Annotated in this window: 19 protein-coding genes; 14 read left to right on the top strand and 5 right to left on the bottom strand. The window is 70.7% G+C overall.

Annotation, left to right across the window (positions count from 1 at the left end; translation table 11 throughout):
- Nucleotides 1-74 precede the first annotated feature (74 nt).
- Nucleotides 75-986 (top strand): tyrosine recombinase, encoded by a 912-nt coding sequence (locus tag HJG52_RS06030; RefSeq protein WP_171242569.1) that lies wholly within the window; start codon nt 75-77, stop codon nt 984-986.
- A gap of 179 nt (nt 987-1,165) precedes the next feature.
- On the top strand, nt 1,166-1,936 hold the full coding sequence (locus tag HJG52_RS20640) for a DUF3152 domain-containing protein (protein ID WP_206069933.1): 771 nt from the start codon (nt 1,166-1,168) through the stop codon (nt 1,934-1,936).
- A gap of 50 nt (nt 1,937-1,986) precedes the next feature.
- On the opposite strand, the gene HJG52_RS06020 is transcribed toward HJG52_RS20640, so the two are convergent.
- Both HJG52_RS06020 and HJG52_RS06015 read right to left on the bottom strand, forming a co-directional pair.
- Nucleotides 1,987-2,622, bottom strand: coding sequence for a M23 family metallopeptidase (locus tag HJG52_RS06020; protein WP_171242568.1), 636 nt, complete (start codon nt 2,620-2,622; stop codon nt 1,987-1,989).
- 127 nt (nt 2,623-2,749) lie between these two features.
- On the bottom strand, nt 2,750-3,907 hold the full coding sequence (locus tag HJG52_RS06015) for a pyridoxal phosphate-dependent aminotransferase (protein ID WP_171242567.1): 1,158 nt from the start codon (nt 3,905-3,907) through the stop codon (nt 2,750-2,752).
- A gap of 68 nt (nt 3,908-3,975) precedes the next feature.
- Between HJG52_RS06015 and HJG52_RS06010 the strand changes: the two genes are divergently transcribed.
- Nucleotides 3,976-6,090 (top strand): M6 family metalloprotease domain-containing protein, encoded by a 2,115-nt coding sequence (locus HJG52_RS06010; protein WP_346767594.1) that lies wholly within the window; start codon nt 3,976-3,978, stop codon nt 6,088-6,090.
- Nucleotides 6,091-6,242: 152 nt separating this feature from the next.
- Nucleotides 6,243-6,920, top strand: a complete 678-nt coding sequence (locus tag HJG52_RS06005; RefSeq protein WP_171242565.1) for a VOC family protein — start codon at nt 6,243-6,245, stop codon at nt 6,918-6,920.
- Between the two features lie 202 nt (nt 6,921-7,122).
- Here HJG52_RS06005 and HJG52_RS06000 read toward each other — a convergent pair whose 3' ends face one another.
- Entirely contained in the window at nt 7,123-8,367 is a 1,245-nt protein-coding gene (locus HJG52_RS06000; protein WP_346767593.1) for an MFS transporter, read from the bottom strand.
- A 267-nt stretch (nt 8,368-8,634) separates the two neighbouring features.
- Here HJG52_RS06000 and rpsB point away from each other — a divergent pair, with 267 nt between their 5' ends.
- From rpsB to HJG52_RS05965, 7 genes are all read left to right on the top strand, one after another.
- On the top strand, nt 8,635-9,588 hold the full coding sequence (gene rpsB / locus HJG52_RS05995) for a 30S ribosomal protein S2 (protein WP_171242564.1): 954 nt from the start codon (nt 8,635-8,637) through the stop codon (nt 9,586-9,588).
- A 124-nt stretch (nt 9,589-9,712) separates the two neighbouring features.
- Nucleotides 9,713-10,540, top strand: coding sequence for a translation elongation factor Ts (gene tsf / locus HJG52_RS05990; RefSeq protein WP_171242563.1), 828 nt, complete (start codon nt 9,713-9,715; stop codon nt 10,538-10,540).
- 131 nt (nt 10,541-10,671) lie between these two features.
- Nucleotides 10,672-10,857, top strand: coding sequence for a heme biosynthesis protein HemY (locus HJG52_RS05985; RefSeq protein ID WP_171242562.1), 186 nt, complete (start codon nt 10,672-10,674; stop codon nt 10,855-10,857).
- A gap of 266 nt (nt 10,858-11,123) precedes the next feature.
- Complete coding sequence (locus HJG52_RS05980) at nt 11,124-12,371, top strand: DUF1611 domain-containing protein (RefSeq protein ID WP_171242561.1); 1,248 nt, start codon at nt 11,124-11,126, stop codon at nt 12,369-12,371.
- Nucleotides 12,368-14,149 (top strand): ABC transporter transmembrane domain-containing protein, encoded by a 1,782-nt coding sequence (locus tag HJG52_RS05975; protein ID WP_171242560.1) that lies wholly within the window; start codon nt 12,368-12,370, stop codon nt 14,147-14,149. The genes HJG52_RS05980 and HJG52_RS05975 overlap by 4 nt, the downstream gene beginning before the upstream one ends.
- Entirely contained in the window at nt 14,149-15,294 is a 1,146-nt protein-coding gene (locus HJG52_RS05970; RefSeq protein ID WP_171242559.1) for a CapA family protein, read from the top strand. The genes HJG52_RS05975 and HJG52_RS05970 overlap by 1 nt, the downstream gene beginning before the upstream one ends.
- Before the next feature lie 45 nt (nt 15,295-15,339).
- On the top strand, nt 15,340-16,215 hold the full coding sequence (locus tag HJG52_RS05965) for an alpha/beta hydrolase (RefSeq protein WP_171242558.1): 876 nt from the start codon (nt 15,340-15,342) through the stop codon (nt 16,213-16,215).
- A 6-nt stretch (nt 16,216-16,221) separates the two neighbouring features.
- On the opposite strand, the gene HJG52_RS05960 is transcribed toward HJG52_RS05965, so the two are convergent.
- Both HJG52_RS05960 and HJG52_RS05955 read right to left on the bottom strand, forming a co-directional pair.
- On the bottom strand, nt 16,222-16,716 hold the full coding sequence (locus HJG52_RS05960) for a phosphoribosyltransferase (protein WP_171242557.1): 495 nt from the start codon (nt 16,714-16,716) through the stop codon (nt 16,222-16,224).
- A gap of 10 nt (nt 16,717-16,726) precedes the next feature.
- The gene (locus HJG52_RS05955; protein ID WP_171242556.1) at nt 16,727-18,688 is read right to left on the bottom strand and encodes a M13 family metallopeptidase; all 1,962 of its coding nucleotides are present in this window, start codon (nt 18,686-18,688) and stop codon (nt 16,727-16,729) included.
- A gap of 233 nt (nt 18,689-18,921) precedes the next feature.
- Between HJG52_RS05955 and pyrH the strand changes: the two genes are divergently transcribed.
- The 3 genes from pyrH (at nt 18,922) to HJG52_RS05940 (ending at nt 21,185) form a co-directional block, all read left to right on the top strand.
- The gene (gene pyrH, locus HJG52_RS05950) at nt 18,922-19,614 is read left to right on the top strand and encodes a UMP kinase (protein ID WP_240977656.1); all 693 of its coding nucleotides are present in this window, start codon (nt 18,922-18,924) and stop codon (nt 19,612-19,614) included.
- 122 nt (nt 19,615-19,736) lie between these two features.
- Nucleotides 19,737-20,294, top strand: coding sequence for a ribosome recycling factor (gene frr / locus HJG52_RS05945; protein WP_171242555.1), 558 nt, complete (start codon nt 19,737-19,739; stop codon nt 20,292-20,294).
- 30 nt (nt 20,295-20,324) lie between these two features.
- Nucleotides 20,325-21,185 carry a phosphatidate cytidylyltransferase gene (locus HJG52_RS05940; protein WP_171242554.1) on the top strand — a complete coding sequence of 287 codons (861 nt, stop codon included), beginning with the start codon at nt 20,325-20,327 and terminating at the stop codon, nt 21,183-21,185.
- Nucleotides 21,186-21,197: the final 12 nt, after the last annotated feature.

Here is a 21,197-nt window from a genome sequence, read left to right as displayed (position 1 = left end):
GTGGGGCCGAGCCCGCTGGCCACCGACCGGGGTGGCGCCTTGTTCGTCGCGGGGGCTTTTGCGACCGTGAGCGGGTGGACGAGACCGTGGCCGAGACGCTGGTCGCCTTCGAGCGGCACCTGCGCTCCGAACGCGCCCGGTCCGAGCACACGATCCGCGCCTACCTCGGTGACGTGCGGTCGATGCTCGACCACCTCGAACGCGAACGAAGCGTCACCAGGTTGGGCGAGATCGGGCTGCGCGATCTACGCGCCTGGCTCGCGGCGTTGTCGGCCGGGTCGGCACGGTCCACGGTGGCCAGGCGCTCGGCTGCGGTGCGCACCTTCCTGGGCTGGGCCACCCGGACCGGACGCATCCCGACCGACCCGTCGTTGCGGCTGGCCGCGCCGTCCAGGTCCTCGGTGCTGCCGGAGGTGCTCAAGCAGCAGCAGGCGGCCGACCTCCTGGACGTGGCCGCCGTCGCCAGCGACGACGAGGACCCCATGCACCTGCGTGACCGGGCTGCCCTGGAGCTGTTGTACGCCAGCGGTATTCGCGTCGGCGAGCTGACCTCCCTGGACGTCGACGACATCGACCTCGCGGGCGGTGTCGTCCGGGTGCTGGGCAAGGGCGGCAAGGAACGCACCGTGCCGTTCGGCGGGCCAGCGCGCGATGCCGTCGAGGCCTGGCTGCGGCGGGGCCGTCCCCAGGTGGCCACCGGTGAGAGCGGTCCGGCCCTGTTGCTCGGGCGCCGGGGTCGGCGAGCCGACCAGCGCCAGATCCGCAGCGCGCTGCACAGCCTGCTCCGGCACGTGCCCGACGCGCCCGACCTCAGCCCCCACGGCCTGCGGCACAGCGCCGCGACCCACCTGCTCGAGGGTGGTGCGGACCTGCGCGAGGTCCAGGAGCTGCTGGGGCACGCCTCCCTGGCGACGACCCAGATCTACACCCACGTCTCCGTGGACCGGCTCAAGAAGTCGTACCAGCAGGCCCACCCGCGCGCCTGAGCGTGCCGGGTTGCGGCTCGTCCCCGCGCGCCGCGCCGACGTGACGCGGCATACGAGGGCATCATGAGGGGTGAGGGCAGGCACGTCTGCCAGTTGCGCAGGTGGCCGGCAGGAAAGGAGGAGCGGCGGTGACCCAGGCACCGACGGTACCTCCGCCCGTACGCACCCGACGCAGGAGGGTGAGCAGGCGGGTGCGGCTGCGGCGCACGCTCGCCGCGCTCGTGGTGCTGACGCTGGCCGTGCTGGTCACGGTGCGGTTGATCAACCGCGGCGGTGACGAGGCGCCAGTCGCCGCCGTGAGCAGCACCTCCTCGCCCGCCCGGACCCAGGCCACGACCCCGGCCGCCACCAGCAGTGAGGACGGTGGGTCCGCGACCGAGACCGCACCCGTGCGCACCAGCGTGCCCCAGTCCGGCAACGGCAAGCTCACCGTGGTCAGCGTCCCGGCGATGGCGAACCCGGCCACTGGCCGGACGGTGCGGTACACGGTCGAGGTCGAGGGCGGCCTGGACGTCGACGCCGCCGAGGTGGGGCGCACGGTGCAAGCGGTGCTGCTCGACCCGAAGGGGTGGCAGAAGGTCGACGGGGTCAAGTTCGTCAACGTGAGCCCCGCCGAGGCCAAGGACGGCAAGGCGGTCGACATCCGCGTCACGCTGGCGAGCCCGGCTCTGACCGACAAGCTCTGCGCGCCGATGCGCACCCTGTCCCAGGTCTCGTGCTGGAACGGCGAACGGTCGGTGCTCAACTTCCGGCGCTGGGCCCTCGGCGACGACAGCTATGGCGACGACGTCGCGCGCTACCGCATCTACCAGGTCAACCACGAGGTGGGCCACGGCCTCGGCCACGGCCACGCAGCGTGCCCGGGGAAGGGCAAGCGCGCGCCGATCATGGTGCAGCAGACGCTGAGCCTGGGCGGTTGCACGCCGTGGCCGTACCCCTCCGGCGCCTGACGCTCTCCACCTCGTCGTGACGGGCTCGCCACCCGGTCGCACCGAGGCGATCAGTTCCACAGCGGCAGCAGTCGCACCCGCGTAGGGCCGAGGAGCTGAAGCGGGTCGAGGTAGCGGTCGCCACGCAGGGCCCCGAGGTGCAGGCAGCTGCCGGGAGCGCAGTGCGAGCCGTCGGTGACAAGCGTGCCGATGACCTGCCCCACCGCCACCACCTGCCCGGTTCGTACCGCCGGCTCGACCGGCTCGTAGGTGGAGCGAATGCCGTCCGGGTGCGTGACCGTCACCGTGGGCCGCCCGGCGATCACGCCCACGTGGGTCACCGCCCCGTCCGCGACTGCGCGTACGTCGGTCGCCTCGGGTGCCGCCAAGTCGACGCCACGGTGACCCGCGCCCCAGGTCGACGACGGGGCGTCGAACGGACGTGCCACAGGTGGTCTGGGCAGGATCGGCCAACGCCAGCGACCCCGGGGAGCGGTCTGGGTCGGCGCGCGTGTGCTCGCGGTGCCCGGGGGAGCAGCCGGGGTCGGCGCGGCACCGGCACCGGTCGGCTCCCGCAGCGCAGGTGCCACGACGGACTGTTCGCCGGACCCGGCTCGCTGCGCCGGCGTGGAGCTCGCCGCTCCCGCGACGAGCAGGGTCGCGCCACCGACCAGGGTGACGGTCAGCAGGGCGGAGAGTGAAGGCATGCCTCCACGGTGGCGACCACTCGGCCGGTGGGCGAGGGCCGTGGGCCCACCTGTGGACAGCCAGTCTCACCGGGAGAGCCTGTGGACGACCGTGACGCTCGGGTCGTGGGCGGGGACAGGCAGCGCTTCAGTGCGCGGTCAGGCGGCGCACGGCCTCCTGCAACACCTCGTCGCGCTTGCAGAAGGCGAACCGCACCAACGTTCTCGCGGCGTCCTTGTCGTCGTGAAAGACCGACACCGGCACGGCGACCACGCCGGCGCGGGCCGGCAGCTCGCGACAGAACGCCAGCCCGTCGGTCGCGCCGAGCGGAGCGGCATCGGCCACGACGAAGTAGGTGCCCGCCGGCACCGACACCTCAAGGCCGGCCGACCGCAGACCGTCGATGAGCAGGTCTCGCTTGTCCTGCAACGACTTCGACAACCCGTCGTACACGTCGTCACCGAGGCCCAGGGCCACGGCGACGGCCGGCTGGAACGGCCCCGACCCCACGAAGGTGAGGAACTGCTTGACCGCCCGCACCGCCGCGACCGCCTCGGCCGGTCCACTCACCCAACCGACCTTCCACCCCGTGGCCGAGAACGTCTTGCCGCCCGAGGAGATGGTGAGCGTCCGCTCCCTCATGCCGGGCAGCGTCGCGACCGGGATGTGCTCGACGCCGTCGAACACGAGGTGCTCGTAGACCTCGTCGGTCACCACCCAGGCATCGAACTCCCACGCCAGAGAACAGATCAGCTCGAGCTCGGAGCGCGTGAACACCTTGCCGGTCGGGTTGTGTGGGGTGTTGAGCAGCACCATGCGCGTGCGCTGGGAGAACGCCGCCCGCAGGGACTCCTCGTCGACGGCGAAGTCCGGGAAGCGCAGCACCGAGGTGCGGCGAGTGGCGCCGGCGAGGGCGATCGACGCGGCATACGAGTCGTAGTAGGGCTCGAAGGTGACCACCTCGTCGCCGGGGCCGCACAACGCGAGGATCGTGGCCGCGATCGCCTCGGTCGCACCGACCGTCACGAGCACCTCGCGTCGCGGGTCGAGGTCGATCCCGTAGAACCGATCCTGATGCGCCGCAACGGCATCCAGCAGTTCCGGCACCCCAGGGCCCGGTGGGTACTGGTTGCGCCCGGCGTCGATCGCCGCCTTTGCGGCATCGAGCATCTCGCGCGGCCCGTCCGTGTCGGGGAATCCCTGCCCGAGGTTGATCGCGTCGTGCTCGAGGGCCAACGCACTCATCTCGGCGAAGATCGTGGTGCCGAACGGTGCGAGGGCCGGGTTGCCGGGTGGGCGCGACATGACCTGAGGGTATGCCGTGTGCAGACTTCCGGTGGCGAGTGCCTTGGGGCAGGTCTACCGTCCGAATTGTGAGCATCCGCACTGTTCGCCGCCTCGTTCCGCTTGCCCTCGCCGCCGTCGGGGCCCTGGTCGTCACGTCGGCCGGCCCCAGCCCCGCCGCCGACCCGGCGCCGACGCCGTGGCGTGCCGACCACTGGCCGCAGACGCAGCCGTGGCAGCAGGGAGGGCCGACCGGCTCGCCCGACCAGCGCCGAATGGCGAACGAGGTCAAGGCTGCCGGCTTCCCAGGTCCGATCGACCCCCAGGACTGGGAGAACCCCGACGACATGACGTGGGAGGACTACGTCAAACCCCCGGGCACGAGCTGGAACGACCCGGCCGTCAAGGGCTCCAAGGACACGTTCAACGGCGCGCTGGTGCTCCTCGACTACCCGAACCAGCCCTTCGTGGTGACCCAGCCGCAGGGGTCGACGGTGTTCGGCAACCCGAGCAGCCAGGCGAGCAACGTGCCTCGCTCCGAGGTGGCCACGTTCTACGAGAACTTCCTCAACAAGCCGGGTGCCCTCAACCAGGGGCGCACGATCCACGAGTACTGGATGGAGGACTCGGGCGGTCGCTACGGCGTGGACCTCACCGCCTTCGGGCCGTACCAGATGCCCGGCAAGGACCACGAGTACGGCATGGAGTTCCAGGGGCAGGGCGCCTGCCCGGCCGGTGACACCTGCACCCGCAACCTCCGCACCGACGGTTTCGCGGCCTGGCAGGCGGCCGAGGGCGCCGACATCCGCGCCAAGTACGACTTCGTGTTCTTCCTGTCAGCCGGTCAGGACGAGTCCTCGACGTGGCAGGAGTTCGGGATGATGAAGTTCCCGACCAAGGAGGACGTCACTGACGAGTTCGGCCCGCCCGACCCGGCGCTGCCCAACTGGTCCGACACCCGCTACGTCGACTGGACGTCCTGGGCCTCGGGCTCGACCATCTGGCCCAACGCCGGCGGGGGCTCCTCGACGCAGGCCGAGAGCAGCGGCATGGGTGTCTACGCCCACGAGCTGAGCCACATCCTCGGCATCGGCGACAACTACAACAACCCCTACGGCAACCCGCCGAGACGCTCCTACACGGGCATCTGGGAGATGCTCAGTCGCGGCTCCTTCAATGGTCCCGGCGGTCCGCACAGCCGGTGGGTCATCCCCGCGACCGGCGGTGGGTCGATGGGCGCGCAACACATGCTGCGCAACAAGATCGACCTCGGCATGGTGGACGAGCAGAACGTCCTGCGGCTGTCCCGCGACGCCCTCGCGCAGTCTGGTCTGGCGGTGGCGACGGTGACCGCCCGCGTCGTCCAGCCCGGCGACACCGGGCTGTCCGGGGTCAACATCGCGCTCGACGGTGGCGACCGGTCGCCCGCGTGCAGCACGGCGACGAACCCGTTCTGCGATGGCGGCGGTTACGACAACTACACCGTCGAGGTCGTCGACCGGATGGGCGCCGACTCGTTCACGCCCGACTCCGGTGTGCTGCTGGCCAAGTCCAAGAACCAGGACCGGTCGCCCTTCGAGTGGGTCATCGACGCCAACCCGCAGGACATCAACATGACCGACTACGTCCTGCCGGACGGCACCAAGGTGCCCATCACCATCGGTGACTACCGCCAGCTCTCCGACGGCCTGTTCCACGCCGGCACCAACTCCGGCAGCGAGTACGAGTACGTCGACGGGGCCAACCGGCTCCACTTCTACGTGCTGGACCTCAAGCGCTCGGACGACGGCGTCTTGACCTACACCATCGCGGTCCGTTCGCTCGACGGTTCCGGCGACCAGCGGCGCGGCGTGAAGCTCAAGGGCAAGGCATCGCCGAAGGGCGCCGACGGACTCACCACCTGCCAGTTCCAGCTCACGAACACCGGTGCGGGAGTTGGGGATTCGTCCGGCCAGCCGGAGGACGTGACGCAGTACCTCGGCAACGATGTCTACCGCCTCTCTGCCACGACGACCTCCGCCGGCTGGCAGGTCAACCTGCCCAACGCGCTGACGACCGCCAAGGCCGGCGAGACCGTGACCGTGCCAGTCCACGCCCTCGCCTCCGGTGACGGGACGCGCCCGGGCAAGATCGTCCTCACGGCCACGAGCGAGAGCGACCCGAGCCGCACCTCGACCGCCACCTGCACCGCGATCGCCCGCTGAGCAGGGGTGAGGTATGCCGCGGGCTCGCCCCCGCGGCATACCTCGCCCTGGTCGGTCTGTCCCGAAAAGTCCTCGCACTTGCGGAAGGTGTTCGTCCGCAACGGGTCCTAGCGTGGCCGGCGGACGACACACCGACCTGTGAGGAGAGACGAATGACCCAGGCTGAGAGACTGACCAGGGAACAGGTGGCCGAGGCCGGACTCGCGGACTGGCGGCCCCTGCTGGGGCGGCTCAGGACCAGGTTCGCCACGGGTGACTTCGGCGCGGGCATGGGCCTGGTCACGCGGATCGGGGAGGTGGCCACCGCTGCCGGCCGGCACGCCGACCTCACCCTGACCGAGGCCAGCCTGGTGGTCGGCGTCGGGAGTCCACACGCCGGCGGCGTCACCCAGGCGGATGTCGACCTGGCCCGGGTGATCAGTGAGCAGGCCGCATCGCTGGGGATCGCGGCCGACACGGGCGGCGTCACCCAGCTCGAGCTCGGCCTCGACACTGGCGACACCAGCCGCAATGCCGCCTACTACGCCGCGCTGCTGGGTGGCGAGGTCGTGGGCGGCGAGCCCTACGACGCCAGCGGACAGGTGCCGACGGTCTGGTGGCAGACACCACCGGAGCGACCGGAGGACGAGGGGCCCGCCCTGCCGAAGCAGGACTTCGAGCAGCGGTGGCACTTCGACGTGTGGGTCGCCGAGGACGAGGGGGAGCCGAGGGTCCAGGCCGCCCTCGACGCCGGTGGCCGGCTGGTGAGCGACAAGGCGGCCCCGGCCTACTGGGTGCTCGAGGACCCCGACGGCAACCGGTCCTGCGTCTGCACGCCCGCCGCCCGCTGAAACCTCCAGACCGTCCCCGGCGTCGGTAAGTCACCCAATTGGACGATGGTTGACGTCAACGATCTTCCACATGGGTGGCTTACCGACGGGGCGGAGCCGGCGCCGTGGCAGGTGACTCGTTTCGGCCGCGGTCGGACCGGGTGGATCGGGTGGATCGGGCGGATCGGGTGGATCGGGCGGATCGGGTCAGGTCGTGCCCGCGTCAGTCGGCCTCGGCGTGGGCGATGTGGGCCAGCTGTCTCCACACCAGCACCAGCGTGATCCCGGACCCAGCGAAGGCGAACCAGAACGGCGCCGCCGCCCCAAAGTGCGAGGCGATCTGCCCGCCGAGGAACTGCCCGACCAGCAGCCCGACGATGAGGCCGAGCCAGTAGACCGAGCCCACGCGCCCCTGGTACTCGTCCGGTGTCGCGCGTTGCCGCACTGCGGAGGACAGCGAGCCCCACACGAAGGCGTAGCCGCCGAAGACGACCATGATCGCCATTGCGACCCACGGGATCGTGGTGAGCGCGAGCGCCAGGTGGGTCACCACCTCCAGCGACAGGCAGATCCGCATCAGTCGGGCGAGAGGAACGATCCGCTCGAGCCGGTCGTAGAGCAGCACCGAGACGATCCCGCCGACGGCCGAGGCAGTCGTGAGCAGCCCGAACCCGACCGACCCCAGCCCCAGTCGCTCCTGCGCCCAGTAGACGAGGACGCCGAACGGCGCGCCCCAGGTGATGTTGAAGATGAAGATGACCAGGGTCAGGGTGCGGATGGGCGCGTGGTGCCAGATCCACCGCAGCCCGTCGGTGATGTCGCGCCCGATGTGCTGCTCGGGCTTCGCACCACCAGCGGCCGACGCGGGCAGCCGCACCTTGGTGAACAGCGCGGCCGCCAGCAGGAGCGCGGCACCCTGCACCCCGAACGGCACGGCCTGGCCGAGGGCGAACAGCGACGCCCCGACCGCCGGGCCCACCATCTGGTTGGCCACGAGGAAGGCCGACATCTGGCGCGCGTTGCCGATGCCGAGGTCGGCCTTGGGCACGATCATCGGCAGCACGGCACGCCACCCGGTGTCGGCGAACAGCTCGGCCACCCCGACGGCGAAGAGCACCCCAAGGAGCAACCCGATCGAGATGTGGCCGGTCGCAATCGTCACGACGAGCACGGCCAGCACCGCGACCCGCACGAGGTTCGCGGCCAGCACGAGGCGGCGCCGGTCGACGCGGTCGGCGATGGCGCCGGCATACAGCCCCAGCAGGAGCGTGGGCACGTGCTGGACCATGGCCGCGGCCGCGATGAGCGTCGGGTTGCGCGTCAGCGAGGCCACGAGCAATGGTCCGGCGGCGACGGCGATGCCGTCACCCAGCTGGCCGGCCCACGAGGAGGCGAGGTTCCACCGGAACGCCGTCCCCATCCGCGCCGGGACCAGCCACTCGACGACGCGGGCGGGGATGGATGTCACAAGCCCGCGACCCTAGCCGCGTGCGGGCGCACGGCGCGACCGGATTACCGTGCTCAGCCCCGCACGGCGTACCATGGTCGGACGACCGGTCTCGTGCCGGTCGAATTCGCGCGTCTTCCACCCGCTGACTCGGCTCGCCGACGAAGCGGGGGCGCACCACGGCAGTCCGGCCAGTATGCCGGCGGGGTGCGTTGCAGACGCCAGGCAGGTGGTCGCAGCCACGCGGCACACCGACGTAACTGACAACGACACAAGGAGGACCACGGCATGGCCGTCGTCACCATGCGCCAGCTCCTGGAGAGCGGCGTCCACTTCGGGCACCAGACCCGTCGCTGGAACCCGAAGATGAAGCGCTTCATCATGACCGAGCGCAACGGCATCTACATCATCGACCTGCAGCAGTCGCTGACGTACATCAACAACGCGTACGACTTCGTCAAGGAGACCGTCGCCCACGGCGGTTCGATCCTGTTCGTCGGCACCAAGAAGCAGGCGCAGGAGCCGATCGCCGAGCAGGCGACCCGCGTCGGCATGCCGTACGTCAACCACCGCTGGCTCGGTGGCATGCTCACCAACTTCAACACCATCTCCAAGCGCCTCACCCGGCTCAAGGAGCTCGAGGAGATCAACTTCGACGACGTGGCCGGCTCCGGTCGCACGAAGAAGGAGCTCCTCATCCTCAAGCGGGAGAAGGACAAGCTCGAGAAGACCCTCGGCGGCATCCGCGACATGGCCAAGGTCCCCTCGGCCGTGTGGATCGTCGACACCAAGAAGGAGCACCTCGCGGTTGACGAGGCCCGCAAGCTCGGCCTGCCGGTCATCGCGATCCTCGACACCAACTGCGACCCCGACGAGGTCGACTACAAGATCCCCGGCAACGACGACGCGATCCGCTCGGTCACCCTGCTGACCCGCGTCATCGCCGACGCCGTGGCCGAGGGCCTCATCCAGCGCAGCCAGGGCGGCAAGGCCGCTGCCGGTGACGGCGAGGCCGTCGCGGGCGACGAGCCGCTGGCCGAGTGGGAGCGCGAGCTGCTGGCCGGCCAGGAGGCCGCGAGCGAGCAGGCCGCTGCCGACACCGACACCGAGACCGGCCCATCGTCGGTGAAGAAGGCCGCGGACGAGACCGCCGCCGTCGACAGCGAGGGCATGCCGGCCGACGAGGCCAAGGCTGTCACCGAGGTCACCGAGGAGCAGGCCGACAAGATCGCCGGCGCCTGACGAACTCCATTGGTGCCGGGGCCTGTTCGCACTGAACGGCCCCGGCATCGGGGACGCGGCCGCGAGCCCGTCCCACCCCTCACACTCATCCGACTCATCGACAGAAACGAGTTGAGAATCACCCATGGCGAACTACACCGCCGCTGACATCAAGGCGCTGCGCGAGTCGACCGGCGCCGGCATGCTCGACGTCAAGAAGGCCCTCGACGAGGCCGATGGCGACAAGGCCAAGGCCACCGAGATCCTGCGCGTCAAGGGCCTCAAGGGCGTCACCAAGCGCGAGGGCCGCACCACCTCCAACGGTCTGGTCACCGCCAAGGCCGAGGGCGGCGTGGGCACCCTCGTCGAGGTCCTGTGCGAGACCGACTTCGTCGCCAAGGGCGAGAAGTTCATCGCGCTGGCCGACCAGGTGCTCGCCGCCGCGGTCGCTGCTGGTGCGGCTGACGCGGACGCGCTGCTGGCCGCCGACGCCGGTGACGGCAAGTCGGTCAAGGAGCTGCTCGACGACGCCAACGCGACCATCGGCGAGAAGATCGAGGTCAAGCGCGTGGGTCGCGTCGAGGCCCCCGTCGTCGTGTCCTACCTGCACAAGACCAGCCCCGACCTGCCCGCGCAGATCGGTGTCCTGGTCGGCGGCGAGGGCGACGAGGCCACCCTGCGCGACGTGGCGATGCACATCGCGGCGTTCAGCCCGACCGTGCTGACCCGTGACGAGGTCGACGCCGAGACCGTCGAGAACGAGCGTCGGGTCGCCGAGGCCACCGCGAAGGAGGAGGGCAAGCCCGAGGCCGCCCTCCCGAAGATCGTCGAGGGTCGCGTCAACGGCTTCTTCAAGGAGAACGTGCTCCTCGAGCAGCCGTTCGCCAAGGACGCCAAGAAGACCGTCGCGAAGGTCGTCGAGGAGGCCGGCGCCACGATCGCTGGCTTCGAGCGTTTCCGCGTGGGCGCCTGACGCCCGCCGTCACCTCAGCCCGAGGCCCCTCACCGTCCGCGGTGGGGGGCCTCGCTGCGTCGTATGCCGCGTGCCTGGCGAGGCGGCCCGCGTCCCTTCGCCCGAGGGGCCGCGTGCGGCATACTCGGAGCATGCGTAAGCGGATGAAGGCGACGGTGGCAGGCCCACCCCGCCGCCCGCTGCCCGACTTCACCCGCTTGCCCGAGCGGGTCGACCCCGCCGACCTGCGCACGATGCAGCAGGTCGAGCCGCCGGAGGATCCGCGCGGCGGGCGCGACACCGAGACGGAGTTCATGCTCCGCAACGCCGGGTTCTGAAGCCCCGCCCGACCGGGCCTGCCGTCTAGGCAAACGGGACGTAGCTTCGGCAAACAACCGCTGTCGCGTCCAACCCGAGGATGGTTGTCCGTTCAACTGGTGCATCTGACGCATTGAAGGGCGGAACTTTCACGGCATTCGTCGGATTCGCCGTGACTGCGGGGGCCGCCAGACTTGTCCGAGTTCGCATCGGAGGGCGCGAGCAGGCCTGTCCTGCAGGGAGTTCCGGCCAGACGAAGGAGTCCACCGATGATTGCTGCACGCCCATGAGGCGCCAGACCTGGGTGCGGTCCGTCACCCCCGCAATGCGCGCTGCCGCGAAACAGTCGTTCGCGACCAGACGGGTTCCGCCCGAGGCGATGCGCACGCTGGTGGGCGGCGCCGTGCGGCCACGCTCCGGCGATGTGGTGCTCGCCCGCGTCGAGCGGCTCGGGCAGCACAAGCACATCGAGCAGCCGCACGGACGGCGCAGCCACCTGCACGTCGACGACCTCGTCATCGTCGCCTACGCCGACCGCTACGCCACCGACCAGTTCGAGTCCTACGTGCCGCGTCACCTCGGGCCGGTGCAGCTGGTCGCCAGTGGCGGCATCGCCTCGCAGGCCCAGTCGCGCAGCCGGGCGGTGCGGGCCGCCACCGACATCGTGCCGATCGGCCTCGTCGGTGACGAGTCCGGACGACCGATCAACGTCGCCGACTTCCGGCTGCCGATGATCGACGTGCCGGCCATCCGCCCGCGGACGGTGGCGGTGCTCGGCACCTCGATGAACGCCGGCAAGACCACCACGATGCACTACATCCTCCACGGCCTCTCCAAGGTCGGGGTCCGCCCGGGTGCCACCAAGGTGACCGGCACCGGCTCGGGCAACGACTACTGGGTCATGCTCGACGCCGGCGCCCACATGATGCTCGACTTCACCGACGCGGGACTCGCGTCGTCGTTCCGGCAGCCGATCCCCGTCCTCGAGGACGTCATGGCGCAGCTGGTCGGGCACCTGTCGCTGGGTGGGTGCGGTGTCAACCTCGTCGAGATCGCCGACGGCGTCTTCCAGCAGGAGAACCGTCGGCTGCTGACCTCGCCGATCGTGCACGACCTCATCGACGTCGTGGTGCTCGCCGCGTCTGACGCGATGGGCGCTGCCCAGGGCGTGCGCTCGCTGACCGAGCACGGGTTCGACGTCGTCGCCGTGTCGGGCACCCTCACCAGGTCGCCGTTGGCGGTTCGCGAGGCGCAGGAGGAGCTCGGGCTGCCGACGCTCGGCATCCCGGAGCTCCAGGACCCGCAGGTGGTCGCGCCGCTCCTGGGGATCGACCCGAGCCTTGTCGGCGAGCCGGAGCCCATCGCGGCACCGGCGTGGCCCATCGACCTTCCCGGGCTCGAGGAGGCCGCGGTGGCGCGGGACCGTGAGGCGGGTCTGGCGCACGCTGCGCGGGTGCGGGTTGACGACCTCGAGTTCGTCAGCTCGCACGAGCTGAGCCGCACCCGTCGTCAACCGTCGCTGGTGACGCCGTGACGGCCACGGCCGCCGCGCAGGCCCGCGCCACGCGACAGCGAAACCGGTTGGAACGAGAGGACTTCGACCACGTCTTCGACCTTCGTCCCACCGACTTCGTCGTCGTGGGGTTCCTCGGGCTGGTACAGGCCGGCGCTCTCGCGGCCTTCGTGGTGCTCACGCGCCGCGTCATCGAGTCGCTGACACCGACCGGGGTGGGAAACGCGGCGGTCCAGGCCTACGAGGGCGGACTGCGCGACACCGCCATCCTCGGCGGTCTCGGTGTCCTCATCGGGGCGGCGCGAGCCCTGGAGTTCACCCGGGCCGAACGGGCCGGCTACGAGGTGGTGCGCCGGTTGCGCATGGACATGTACGCCCATCTGCAGCGGATGCGGCCCGAGCACCTGCGGCACCGCGCGCGTGGTGGGCTGCTGCTGCGCCTCACCGGCGACCTGTCGATGCTGCGCATGTGGTTGAGTCGCGGTCTGCTGGAAGGGATCTCGGCCGCCATCGTGCTCACGGTCGGCCTCGGGGTCGTCTTCTGGCTCGACCTGTGGATGGGGCTCGCCGTCGTGTGCGTCCTCGCCCTGGGGGCCGCCATGTCGCTGGGGTTCGGCCGCTCGATGCGTGAGGCGACGCGGACGATGCGTCGGCGTCGCTCGCTGCTGATGGGCAACATCGACGAGCAGCTCAACACGGTGCGGGTGAGCCAGGTGTCCGGGCGTACCGCGGGCGAGTATGCGCGCCTGTCCCGCCAGAACGACTCGCTCACCCGGGCCCTGTGCCGCGTGGCTGCCCTGCGCGGCCAGCTGCGCGGACTGGCGGCGGGTGCCTCGCTCGTGTCGGTGGCGGCGGTCCTCGCCGTCGGGGTCGTGGGAGTGCGCCGAGGCACGACGACGATGCCGGAGGTCATCGCCTGCGCCTTGCTCGCGCGCTACCTCGCGCGGCCGGTGCGCACCCTCGGTCTCGCGCACGACTACTGGCACCGCGGCCTGGTCTCGCGTCAGAAGGTGCTCGACTTCCTGGTCAGCTCGAGCCGTCACCCACGGGAGGACGACCTCGAGCCGCTCACCGTGCGCGGTGGCCGGATCGAGTTCGTCGACGTCACCGTGCCGGGTGCCCTGCGCGGCTTCTCCGCCGTGGCCGACCGCGGCGAGCTGGTCGCGGTGACCGGGCCCTCGGGCAGCGGCAAGTCGACCCTGCTCGGCATCCTCGCGCGGCTCGTCGAGCCGGCCTCCGGGGACGTCGTCATCGACGGCCAGCGCCTGGCCGACACGGCACCCTCGTCGGTCGGCCCGATGATGGGCGTCTCGAGCCCGGACCTGCCGCTCCTGCGGGGGACCGTGCGACGCAACGTGACGTATGCCGCGCAGCGGGCTTCCGATGCCGAGGTCCAGCGCGTGGTCAAGGGTCTCGGCCTCGACGAGTCGCTGGCGCGGCACGGTCACCACGGGCTCTCGGACTGGGTCACCGAGGGTGGCGCCAACCTCAGCGCCGGTGACCGGCAGCTCGTCTCCCTGGCCCGGGCGATGATGGGCACCCCGAGGATCCTGCTGCTCGACGAGCCCATGACCGGCCTCGACGCCACGTCTCGGTCCCTCGTGCGCGAAGCCCTGCTGCGCCACCGCGGCACGGTGCTGATGGTGACCCAGGACCCCGATGCGCTCTCCCTGGCCGACTCGGTGTGGGTCCTGGACCCCGACGAACCGGCGACCGTGCTGACCGGTGAGGAGTACCGGGACCGGTTGTGGCGCACCAGGTCTGCGCGGAACACCCGATGGCCGGCGGCGGGTCTGTGATGGTGGCCCGTCCGATCTTCCGTCGCCGTGCCCGTCGTCCCGCCGGCCGGCACCTGCGCCGCGACCGACGCCTCATCGCCCTGTGCCTCGCGACCGCGCTTGGCACCGGCGGAGCCCTCAGCTGGCAGCTCGCCGTTGCGGCTCCGCCACCCGAGCCGGTGGTCGAGGCAATGGTCCCGTCGCTGCCCGACGGGGTGCTCGACCTGACGTTCGGCGGCGACAGCATGTTCGGTGACGGAGCCGCGGAGAAGCTGGCCGCCGTGGGCGTCGTGCCGCTCCTCGCGGGGGTGCGGCCACTCGTGGCCGCGTCCGACTACCTGGTCATCAACTCCGAGACCCCCTTCACGGCCGCCGCCCCACCCGCCAACCGAGGTGCGAAGTACTCCTATGCCAGCGACCCGGCATACCTCCCGGCCCTGCGCGACCTCGGCGTCGACGCCCTCAACCTCGGCAACAACCACGCCATGGACCGCGGAGGTGCGGGGCTCAGCGACACCCTCGCGGCGGCGAGGTCCAATGAGATCGCCACGTTCGGAGCCGGCCCCACCATGGCCGAGGCGTCGATGCCACTGCTGGTGCGCTCATCCCAGCACGATGTGGCGGTGGTGTCGTTCGGCGAGAACTTCGGCGCCATGCACCGCAGCACCGAGGTGACTCCGGGCATGCTGCCGCTCAAGCCTGACCGCATCGAGCGGGCGATCCGGGTGGCCCGGGACAACGGGGCCACCAAGGTCGTCGCGTTCGTCCACTGGGGCGACAACTACGACGACGTGAACTACCAACAGCGTTACTGGGCAGGGGTTTTCGCCGATGCCGGGTACGACGTCGTGATCGGCAGCGGCTCGCACACACTCCAGGCGGTCGAGGTCGTCAAGGGCATGCCGGTCGCCTACGGCATCGGCAACTTCGTCTTCGGCGCCCCGGGACGGTTCGACACCTACGGGCGGCCCGGACTGGGCGCGATCGCCAACCTGCGCTGGGAGCCCAGCGGCAGCGGAGTACTCACCTTCCGGTGCATCCAGACGGACAACACCCTCGTGGACTACGTGCCCAGACCGTGCCCTCCCGCGCAGCTGGCCCAGGCCCGCACCGCGTTGGGTCCGGCCGTGGCGTGGCCCGGTGGTGTGGGCACCCTCCGGTTCTGATGGCCGTGCGATGACATGCGACGACTTCTGGGAGCTCTGCTCGTCTTGACCAGCCTCACGCTCGGCGCCTGTTCCAGCCAGCCGTCCGGTGGCGCCGCATCTCTGTCCGCTCTGCTCGGCAGCGGCAAGTTCACGTTGCGCCTGGAGGGCCGCAAGGACATCCCCGTCTACTACGTGACCGGGGCCCGGGCCACTCGCGACGCCACGATCCTCGTGGTCATGCACGGCACCGACCGCAACGGCGCCGACTACCGCAACACGTGGGCCGGGCTCGTGCGCGACCGCGATGTGGTGGTCGTCGTGCCGCAGTTCAGCCGGGAGGACTTCCCCGGTGCGGAGAACTACAACCTGGGCGGGCTGGCCGACCCCGACGGGCGCGACCGGCGCAACCCCGGGGTCGAGGACGGTGCCTACGGCTACATCGAGCCGCTGTTCGAGCGGACTCGTGAGCGCATCGGCGGCTCACAGGAGGGGTTCGTGATGTTCGGGCACTCGGCGGGGGCGCAGTTCGTGCACCGGTACGTCGAGCTGGTGCCGGATGCCCCCGTGACGACGGCCGTCGCGGCCAATGCCGGGTGGTACACCATGCCCGACGACTCGGAGCGTTTCCCCTACGGGCTCAAGGGAGATCATGCTCCGGCCTTCGATGCGCGCGCTGCCTTCGGGCGCCGGCTCATCGTGCTGTTGGGGGAGGAGGACACCGAGACCGAGAACCTGCGTCAGGACGACGGCGCGATGGCCCAGGGTGATACCCGGCTGGCGCGTGGGAAGGAGTTCTTCGCCCGGGCGCGGGCCGTTGCGCAGCGCGACGACGTCCCGTTCCGCTGGGTGCTCGCCGAGGTGCCCGGCGTGGCCCACGACCAGGTGGGGATGGCCGGCGCCGCGGTGCCCTACCTGCTGGGTGCGGGCGAGGGACGCTGACCGGCGTCAGGCGTCGAGGACCGCGCCGGCGTCCTCGGTGACCGGTGGCTTGTCGCTCCACGGGAAGTTGATCCACAGGTCGGTGCGGCGCCACACGTAGTCGGGCTTGACCACCGAGTGCGACTTCTCGTAGATCACCGCGGTGCGCACCTCGCCGACCTTGCCGGCCACGAACTCCTGCACCGACCGCAGCGTGTGGCCGGTGTCGGCGACGTCGTCGGCGATGAGGATGCGGGCGTCGTGCAGGTCGACGAAGTCGGGCGCCGGAGGCAGGATCCGCGGCACCTCCAGCCGCTGGTCGACACCGGTGTAGAACTCGACGTTCATGGTGTAGGTGTTCTTGATGCCGAGGGCGTAGCCCAGCCCACCGCCGATGAGCAGCCCTCCGCGGGCGATCGACAGCACCATGTCGGGCCGGTAGTCGGCCGCGACCGCGGTGGCCAGCTCGCGCACCGCCGTCCCGAACAGCTCCCAGGTGAGGATCTCGCGCTCGTCGCCCATTGCTCGCTCCTCAGAAGATGTGGACGCGCTGCTCGGGCGCGAGCCACATGCCGTCACCCTCGGTCACTCCGAACGCCTCGTGGAACTCGTCGGTGTTGCGCACCGCGTTGGCGCGCACCTCGGTCGGGGAGTGCGGGTCGATCGCGAGCAGCCGCTTGGCCTCCTCGGGCCGCGCCTTGCCGGACCACACCTGCGCCCATCCGAGGAAGAACCGCTGGGGTCCGGTGTACCCGTCGATCTCACCAACCTCCTTGCCCTCAGAGGCGATTCGGTATGCCGCGTAGCCGATGGCGAGGCCGCCGAGGTCGCCGATGTTCTCACCGACGGTCAGTGCACCGTTCACCTTCTCGTCCGGCGCCGCGACGGGCGAGAGCTGGCTGAACTGCTCGATGAGCGCCTGGGTGCGCTCGTCGAAACGGGCCCGGTCCTCCTCGGTCCACCAGTCGCGCAGCGCGCCCTTGGCGTCGTAGCGCGAGCCCTGGTCGTCGAACCCGTGCCCGATCTCGTGGCCGATCACCGCACCGATGCCGCCGTAGTTGACGGCGTCGTCGGCCTCCAGGTCGAAGAACGGCGGCTGGAGGATGCCGGCCGGGAAGACGATCTCGTTCATCAGCGGGTGGTAGTAGGCGTTGACCGTCTGCGGCAGCATCAGCCACTCGTCGCGGTCGATCGGCCCGCCCAGCTTGTCGAGCTGGCGCTGGAACTCGAACTCGTTGGCACGCTTGACGTTTCCGACCAGGTCGTTGTCGATCGTGAGCTTCGAGTAGTCGCGCCACACGTCGGGGTAGCCCACCTTGGGCCGGAACGTCGACAGCTTCTCCAGTGCCTGTGAACGGGTCTCGGGGCCCATCCAGTCGAGCCCCTCGAACGAGCGTCGGAACGCCTCGACGAGGTTGCCGACCAGCTCGAGCATCCGCTCCTTGGCGGCCGGCGGGAAGTACTCCGCGGCGTACAGCTGGCCCACTGCCTCACCGACGGCGCCCTCGACGAGGGCGACTCCGCGCTTCCAGCGCGCGCGGTTCTCGGGCAGCCCGCTGATGACGCGACCGGTGAAGTCGAACTCCGCGTCGACCCACTCCTTGCTCAGCAGCGGCGCCGCGGAGGCGAGCAGGTGGAACGCCAGCCACGTCTTCCATGTCTCGAGCGGAACCTCCGCGAGCTCCTGCTGGACGCCCTCGAGGAAGCTCGGCTCACCGACGACGACCTTGGCCAGCGCGTCACCGGCGCCGAGCCCGTCGACCCACTCCTGCCACGGCAGGTCGGGCGCGAGCGCGACGAGCTCGTCCCAGGCCTTGGGGTTGTAGGACTTGACGGCGTCACGGGTCGCGACGTTGTCCCAGTGGTGCGACGCGAGCCGGGTCTCGAGGTCGACCACGTTCGCCGCCGGCGAACCCTCACCCGTGGACCCGTCCCCAATGCCCGCCATGGCGAGCAGGCGCGCGACGTGGGGCAGGTATGCCGTGCGGACGGCTTCGTGCCGCTCCTCGCGGTAGTAGGACTCGTCGGGCAGGCCGAGGCCGTCCTGCCCGACGTAGACGATGTACTCCTCGGGGTTGCCGGCATCGGGGGCCACGCCCATCGCGATGAGCCCGGAGACGCCCTGGCGCTGGAGGCGGCCCATGAGGCCGAACAGCTCCCCGGGCGTCTTCACCGCAGCGATGGCCTCGAGGTCGGCGCGCACCGGCTCGAGCCCGAGCTCCTCGGCACGCTCCTCGTCCATGAACGAGTTGTAGAGGTCGCCGACCTTGCGGGTCGCCGAGCCGGGCTCGGCCTCGGTGTCCGCGGCGGCCGTCTCGATGATGGTGCGCACCCGCTCGTCGGACTGCTCCCGCAGCAGGTCGAACGTGCCCCAGCGGCCCCGGTCGCCGGGGATCTCGGTCTCGCGCACCCAGGTGCCGTTGGCGTGGGCGAACAGGTCGTCCTGGGGGCGGACGGACTCGTCCCGGTGACCGGGGATGATGCCGGACTTCATCAACGCTCCTGAAGGTCGGGGGCTGGGTGCCCGCGCGGTCACGCGGGCGGCGACTCCACGGCATACCCTGCCACGCTGCCGGAGAAGTGAGCCCACGGGGAATGTGGAAGTATGCGCAGGAACCCCCGAGCCACCCAGGAGGACCCGACGTGTCCGTCGCGCCCGAGCCCACCGCCCCCGACTCCGCGGCTGACGCGACCACTCCCTCCTCCCGGGACGAACCCCGGCGCGTCCTGCTCAAGCTCAGCGGAGAGGTCTTCGGCGGCGGCAAGATCGGGCTCGCCCCCGACGTCGTGCGCGCGGTCGCCCGCCAGATCGCCGAGGCGGTCCGCGAGGGCATCGAGGTCGCCGTCGTCATCGGTGGCGGCAACTTCTTCCGCGGGGCCGAGCTGCAGCAGCAGGGCATGGACCGCACCCGCGCCGACTACATGGGCATGCTCGGCACGGTCATGAACTGCCTTGCGCTGCAGGACTTCCTGGAGAAGGAAGGCATCGACACCCGCGTCCAGACCGCCATCGCGATGGGCCAGGTCGCCGAGCCGTACATCCCTCGCCGCGCGATCCGCCACCTCGAGAAGGGGCGCGTCGTGATCTTCGGCGCGGGGGCCGGTATGCCGTTCTTCTCCACGGACACGGTCAGCGCTCAGCGGGCCCTGGAGATCAAGTGCGACGCCGTGCTGATGAGCAAGAACGGCGTCGACGGGGTCTACGACTCCGACCCGCGCACCAACCCCGGCGCCCACAAGTTCGACGAGATCACCTACCAGGAGGCTCTCCAGCGGGGCCTGCGCGTGGTCGACGCCGCCGCCTTCAGCCTCTGCATGGACAACAAGCTGCCCATGGTCGTGTTCGGCATGGAGGGCGAAGGCAACGTCGTCCGCGCCCTGCGGGGTGAAAGAATCGGGACCCTGGTCGTCCCGGGCTGAGCCCGGGCGGGCCGGTCCGAGCGCGGCAGGGGCACCGACGCGCACGACCCGGCCACGCGGCATACGCCAGACTGACCACCACAAGCGGAGCGCACGCGGCGACGCGGGACGAGGAGCAAGACATGATCGAGGACAGCCTGTTCGAGGCCGAGGAGAAGATGGAGAAGGCCGTCGAGGTCGCCAAGGAGGACTTCGCGGGCATCCGCACCGGGCGCGCGACGCCGGGCATGTTCAACAAGCTCATGGTCGACTACTACGGCGCCCCGACGCCGCTGCAGCAGCTCGCGTCGTTCCAGACGCCCGAGGCCCGCACCATCCTCATCACGCCGTTCGACAAGGGCGCGATGAACGAGATCGAGAAGACACTGCGCGAGTCCGACCTGGGCGTCAACCCCAGCAACGACGGCAACGTCATCCGGTGCGTCCTGCCGCAGCTCACCGAGGAACGCCGCAAGGACTACATCAAGCTCGCCCGGCAGAAGGGTGAGGACGCCAAGGTGTCCATCCGCAACATCCGCCGTAAGGCCAAGGACGAGATCGACAAGCTCGTCAAGGACGGCGAGGTCGGCGAGGACGACGGCGCACGCGGTGAGAAGGAGCTCGACGCCACCACCAAGAAGTACGTCGACTCGGTGGACGACCTGCTCAAGGGCAAGGAGGCCGAGCTCCTCGAGGTCTGAGGGGTTCGCCGACCGTCCGTGGAGCCGTCCGTGACCTCGCCGGAGTCCCGCAGCACCCGCCGCGAGACCCCGGCCACGCCGTCGCGTGCAGGGCGCAACCTGCCCGCCGCGATTGGTGTCGGGGTGGGGCTCGGGGCAGTCATCATCGGCTCGCTCGTGCTCCGCAAGGAACTGATGCTCGCCGTGATCATCGCGGCGATCGCGCTCGGCGTGTGGGAGCTGCGGCGGGCCCTGACCCGGGTCTCGATCGAGGTGCCGCTCGTGCCGACGCTCGTCGGCGCGGTGAGCATGCTGCTGTCGGCCTACGTCGGCGGTGGTGAGGCCCTCATCGTGACCCTCGGCCTGACCTGCGTCGGAGTGCTGATCTGGCGGATCGCCGACGGGGTGGCCGGTGCCGTGCGCGACATCGCCGGCGGGTTCTTCGTCGCCGTCTACCCGGGGTTCCTCGCGGGGTTCGCCGCGCTGATGCTGGCGGCGCCCGACGGTGCGCGCCGGATCGTCGTCTTCATCCTGGTCACCGTGCTGAGCGATGTCGGTGGGTATGCCGCGGGCGTCGCCTTCGGACGCCACCCCATGGCGCCGTCGGTGAGCCCCAAGAAGTCGTGGGAGGGCTTCGCGGGGTCGGTGGTGACAAGCGCGGTGGGCGGCGCGATCGCGGTGCACTTTCTGCTCGACGGACCGTGGTGGGGCGGCGCCCTGTTGGGTGCCTGCGCGGCCGTGGCGGCCACCGTCGGGGACCTGGCGGAGTCGACGATCAAGCGCGACCTCGGCATCAAGGACATGAGCAACGTCCTGCCGGGGCACGGCGGCATCATGGACCGGCTCGACTCGCTGCTGCTGGTGGCACCCCTGGCGTGGGCCCTGCTCGCCTGGGTCGTGCCGACCACCTGAGACACTGGGTCT

This window comes from Knoellia koreensis (assembly GCF_013041615.1).
Classification (GTDB): Bacteria; Actinomycetota; Actinomycetes; order Actinomycetales; family Dermatophilaceae; genus Pedococcus; species Pedococcus koreensis.
Note: the sequence above shows the minus strand (reverse complement) of the source record. Positions and strands in the feature narration are given on the sequence as shown.

Coding starts and splice junctions, on each gene's coding strand:
- HJG52_RS06020 (WP_171242568.1), bottom strand. CDS start 2,622: ATGCCTTCACTCTCCGCCCTGCTGACCGTCACCCTGGTCGGTGGCGCG.
- HJG52_RS06015 (WP_171242567.1), bottom strand. CDS start 3,907: ATGTCGCGCCCACCCGGCAACCCGGCCCTCGCACCGTTCGGCACCACG.
- HJG52_RS06005 (WP_171242565.1), top strand. CDS start 6,243: ATGACCCAGGCTGAGAGACTGACCAGGGAACAGGTGGCCGAGGCCGGA.
- rpsB (WP_171242564.1), top strand. CDS start 8,635: ATGGCCGTCGTCACCATGCGCCAGCTCCTGGAGAGCGGCGTCCACTTC.
- tsf (WP_171242563.1), top strand. CDS start 9,713: ATGGCGAACTACACCGCCGCTGACATCAAGGCGCTGCGCGAGTCGACC.
- HJG52_RS05985 (WP_171242562.1), top strand. CDS start 10,672: ATGCGTAAGCGGATGAAGGCGACGGTGGCAGGCCCACCCCGCCGCCCG.
- HJG52_RS05980 (WP_171242561.1), top strand. CDS start 11,124: ATGAGGCGCCAGACCTGGGTGCGGTCCGTCACCCCCGCAATGCGCGCT.
- HJG52_RS05970 (WP_171242559.1), top strand. CDS start 14,149: ATGGTGGCCCGTCCGATCTTCCGTCGCCGTGCCCGTCGTCCCGCCGGC.
- HJG52_RS05960 (WP_171242557.1), bottom strand. CDS start 16,716: ATGGGCGACGAGCGCGAGATCCTCACCTGGGAGCTGTTCGGGACGGCG.
- HJG52_RS05955 (WP_171242556.1), bottom strand. CDS start 18,688: ATGAAGTCCGGCATCATCCCCGGTCACCGGGACGAGTCCGTCCGCCCC.
- frr (WP_171242555.1), top strand. CDS start 19,737: ATGATCGAGGACAGCCTGTTCGAGGCCGAGGAGAAGATGGAGAAGGCC.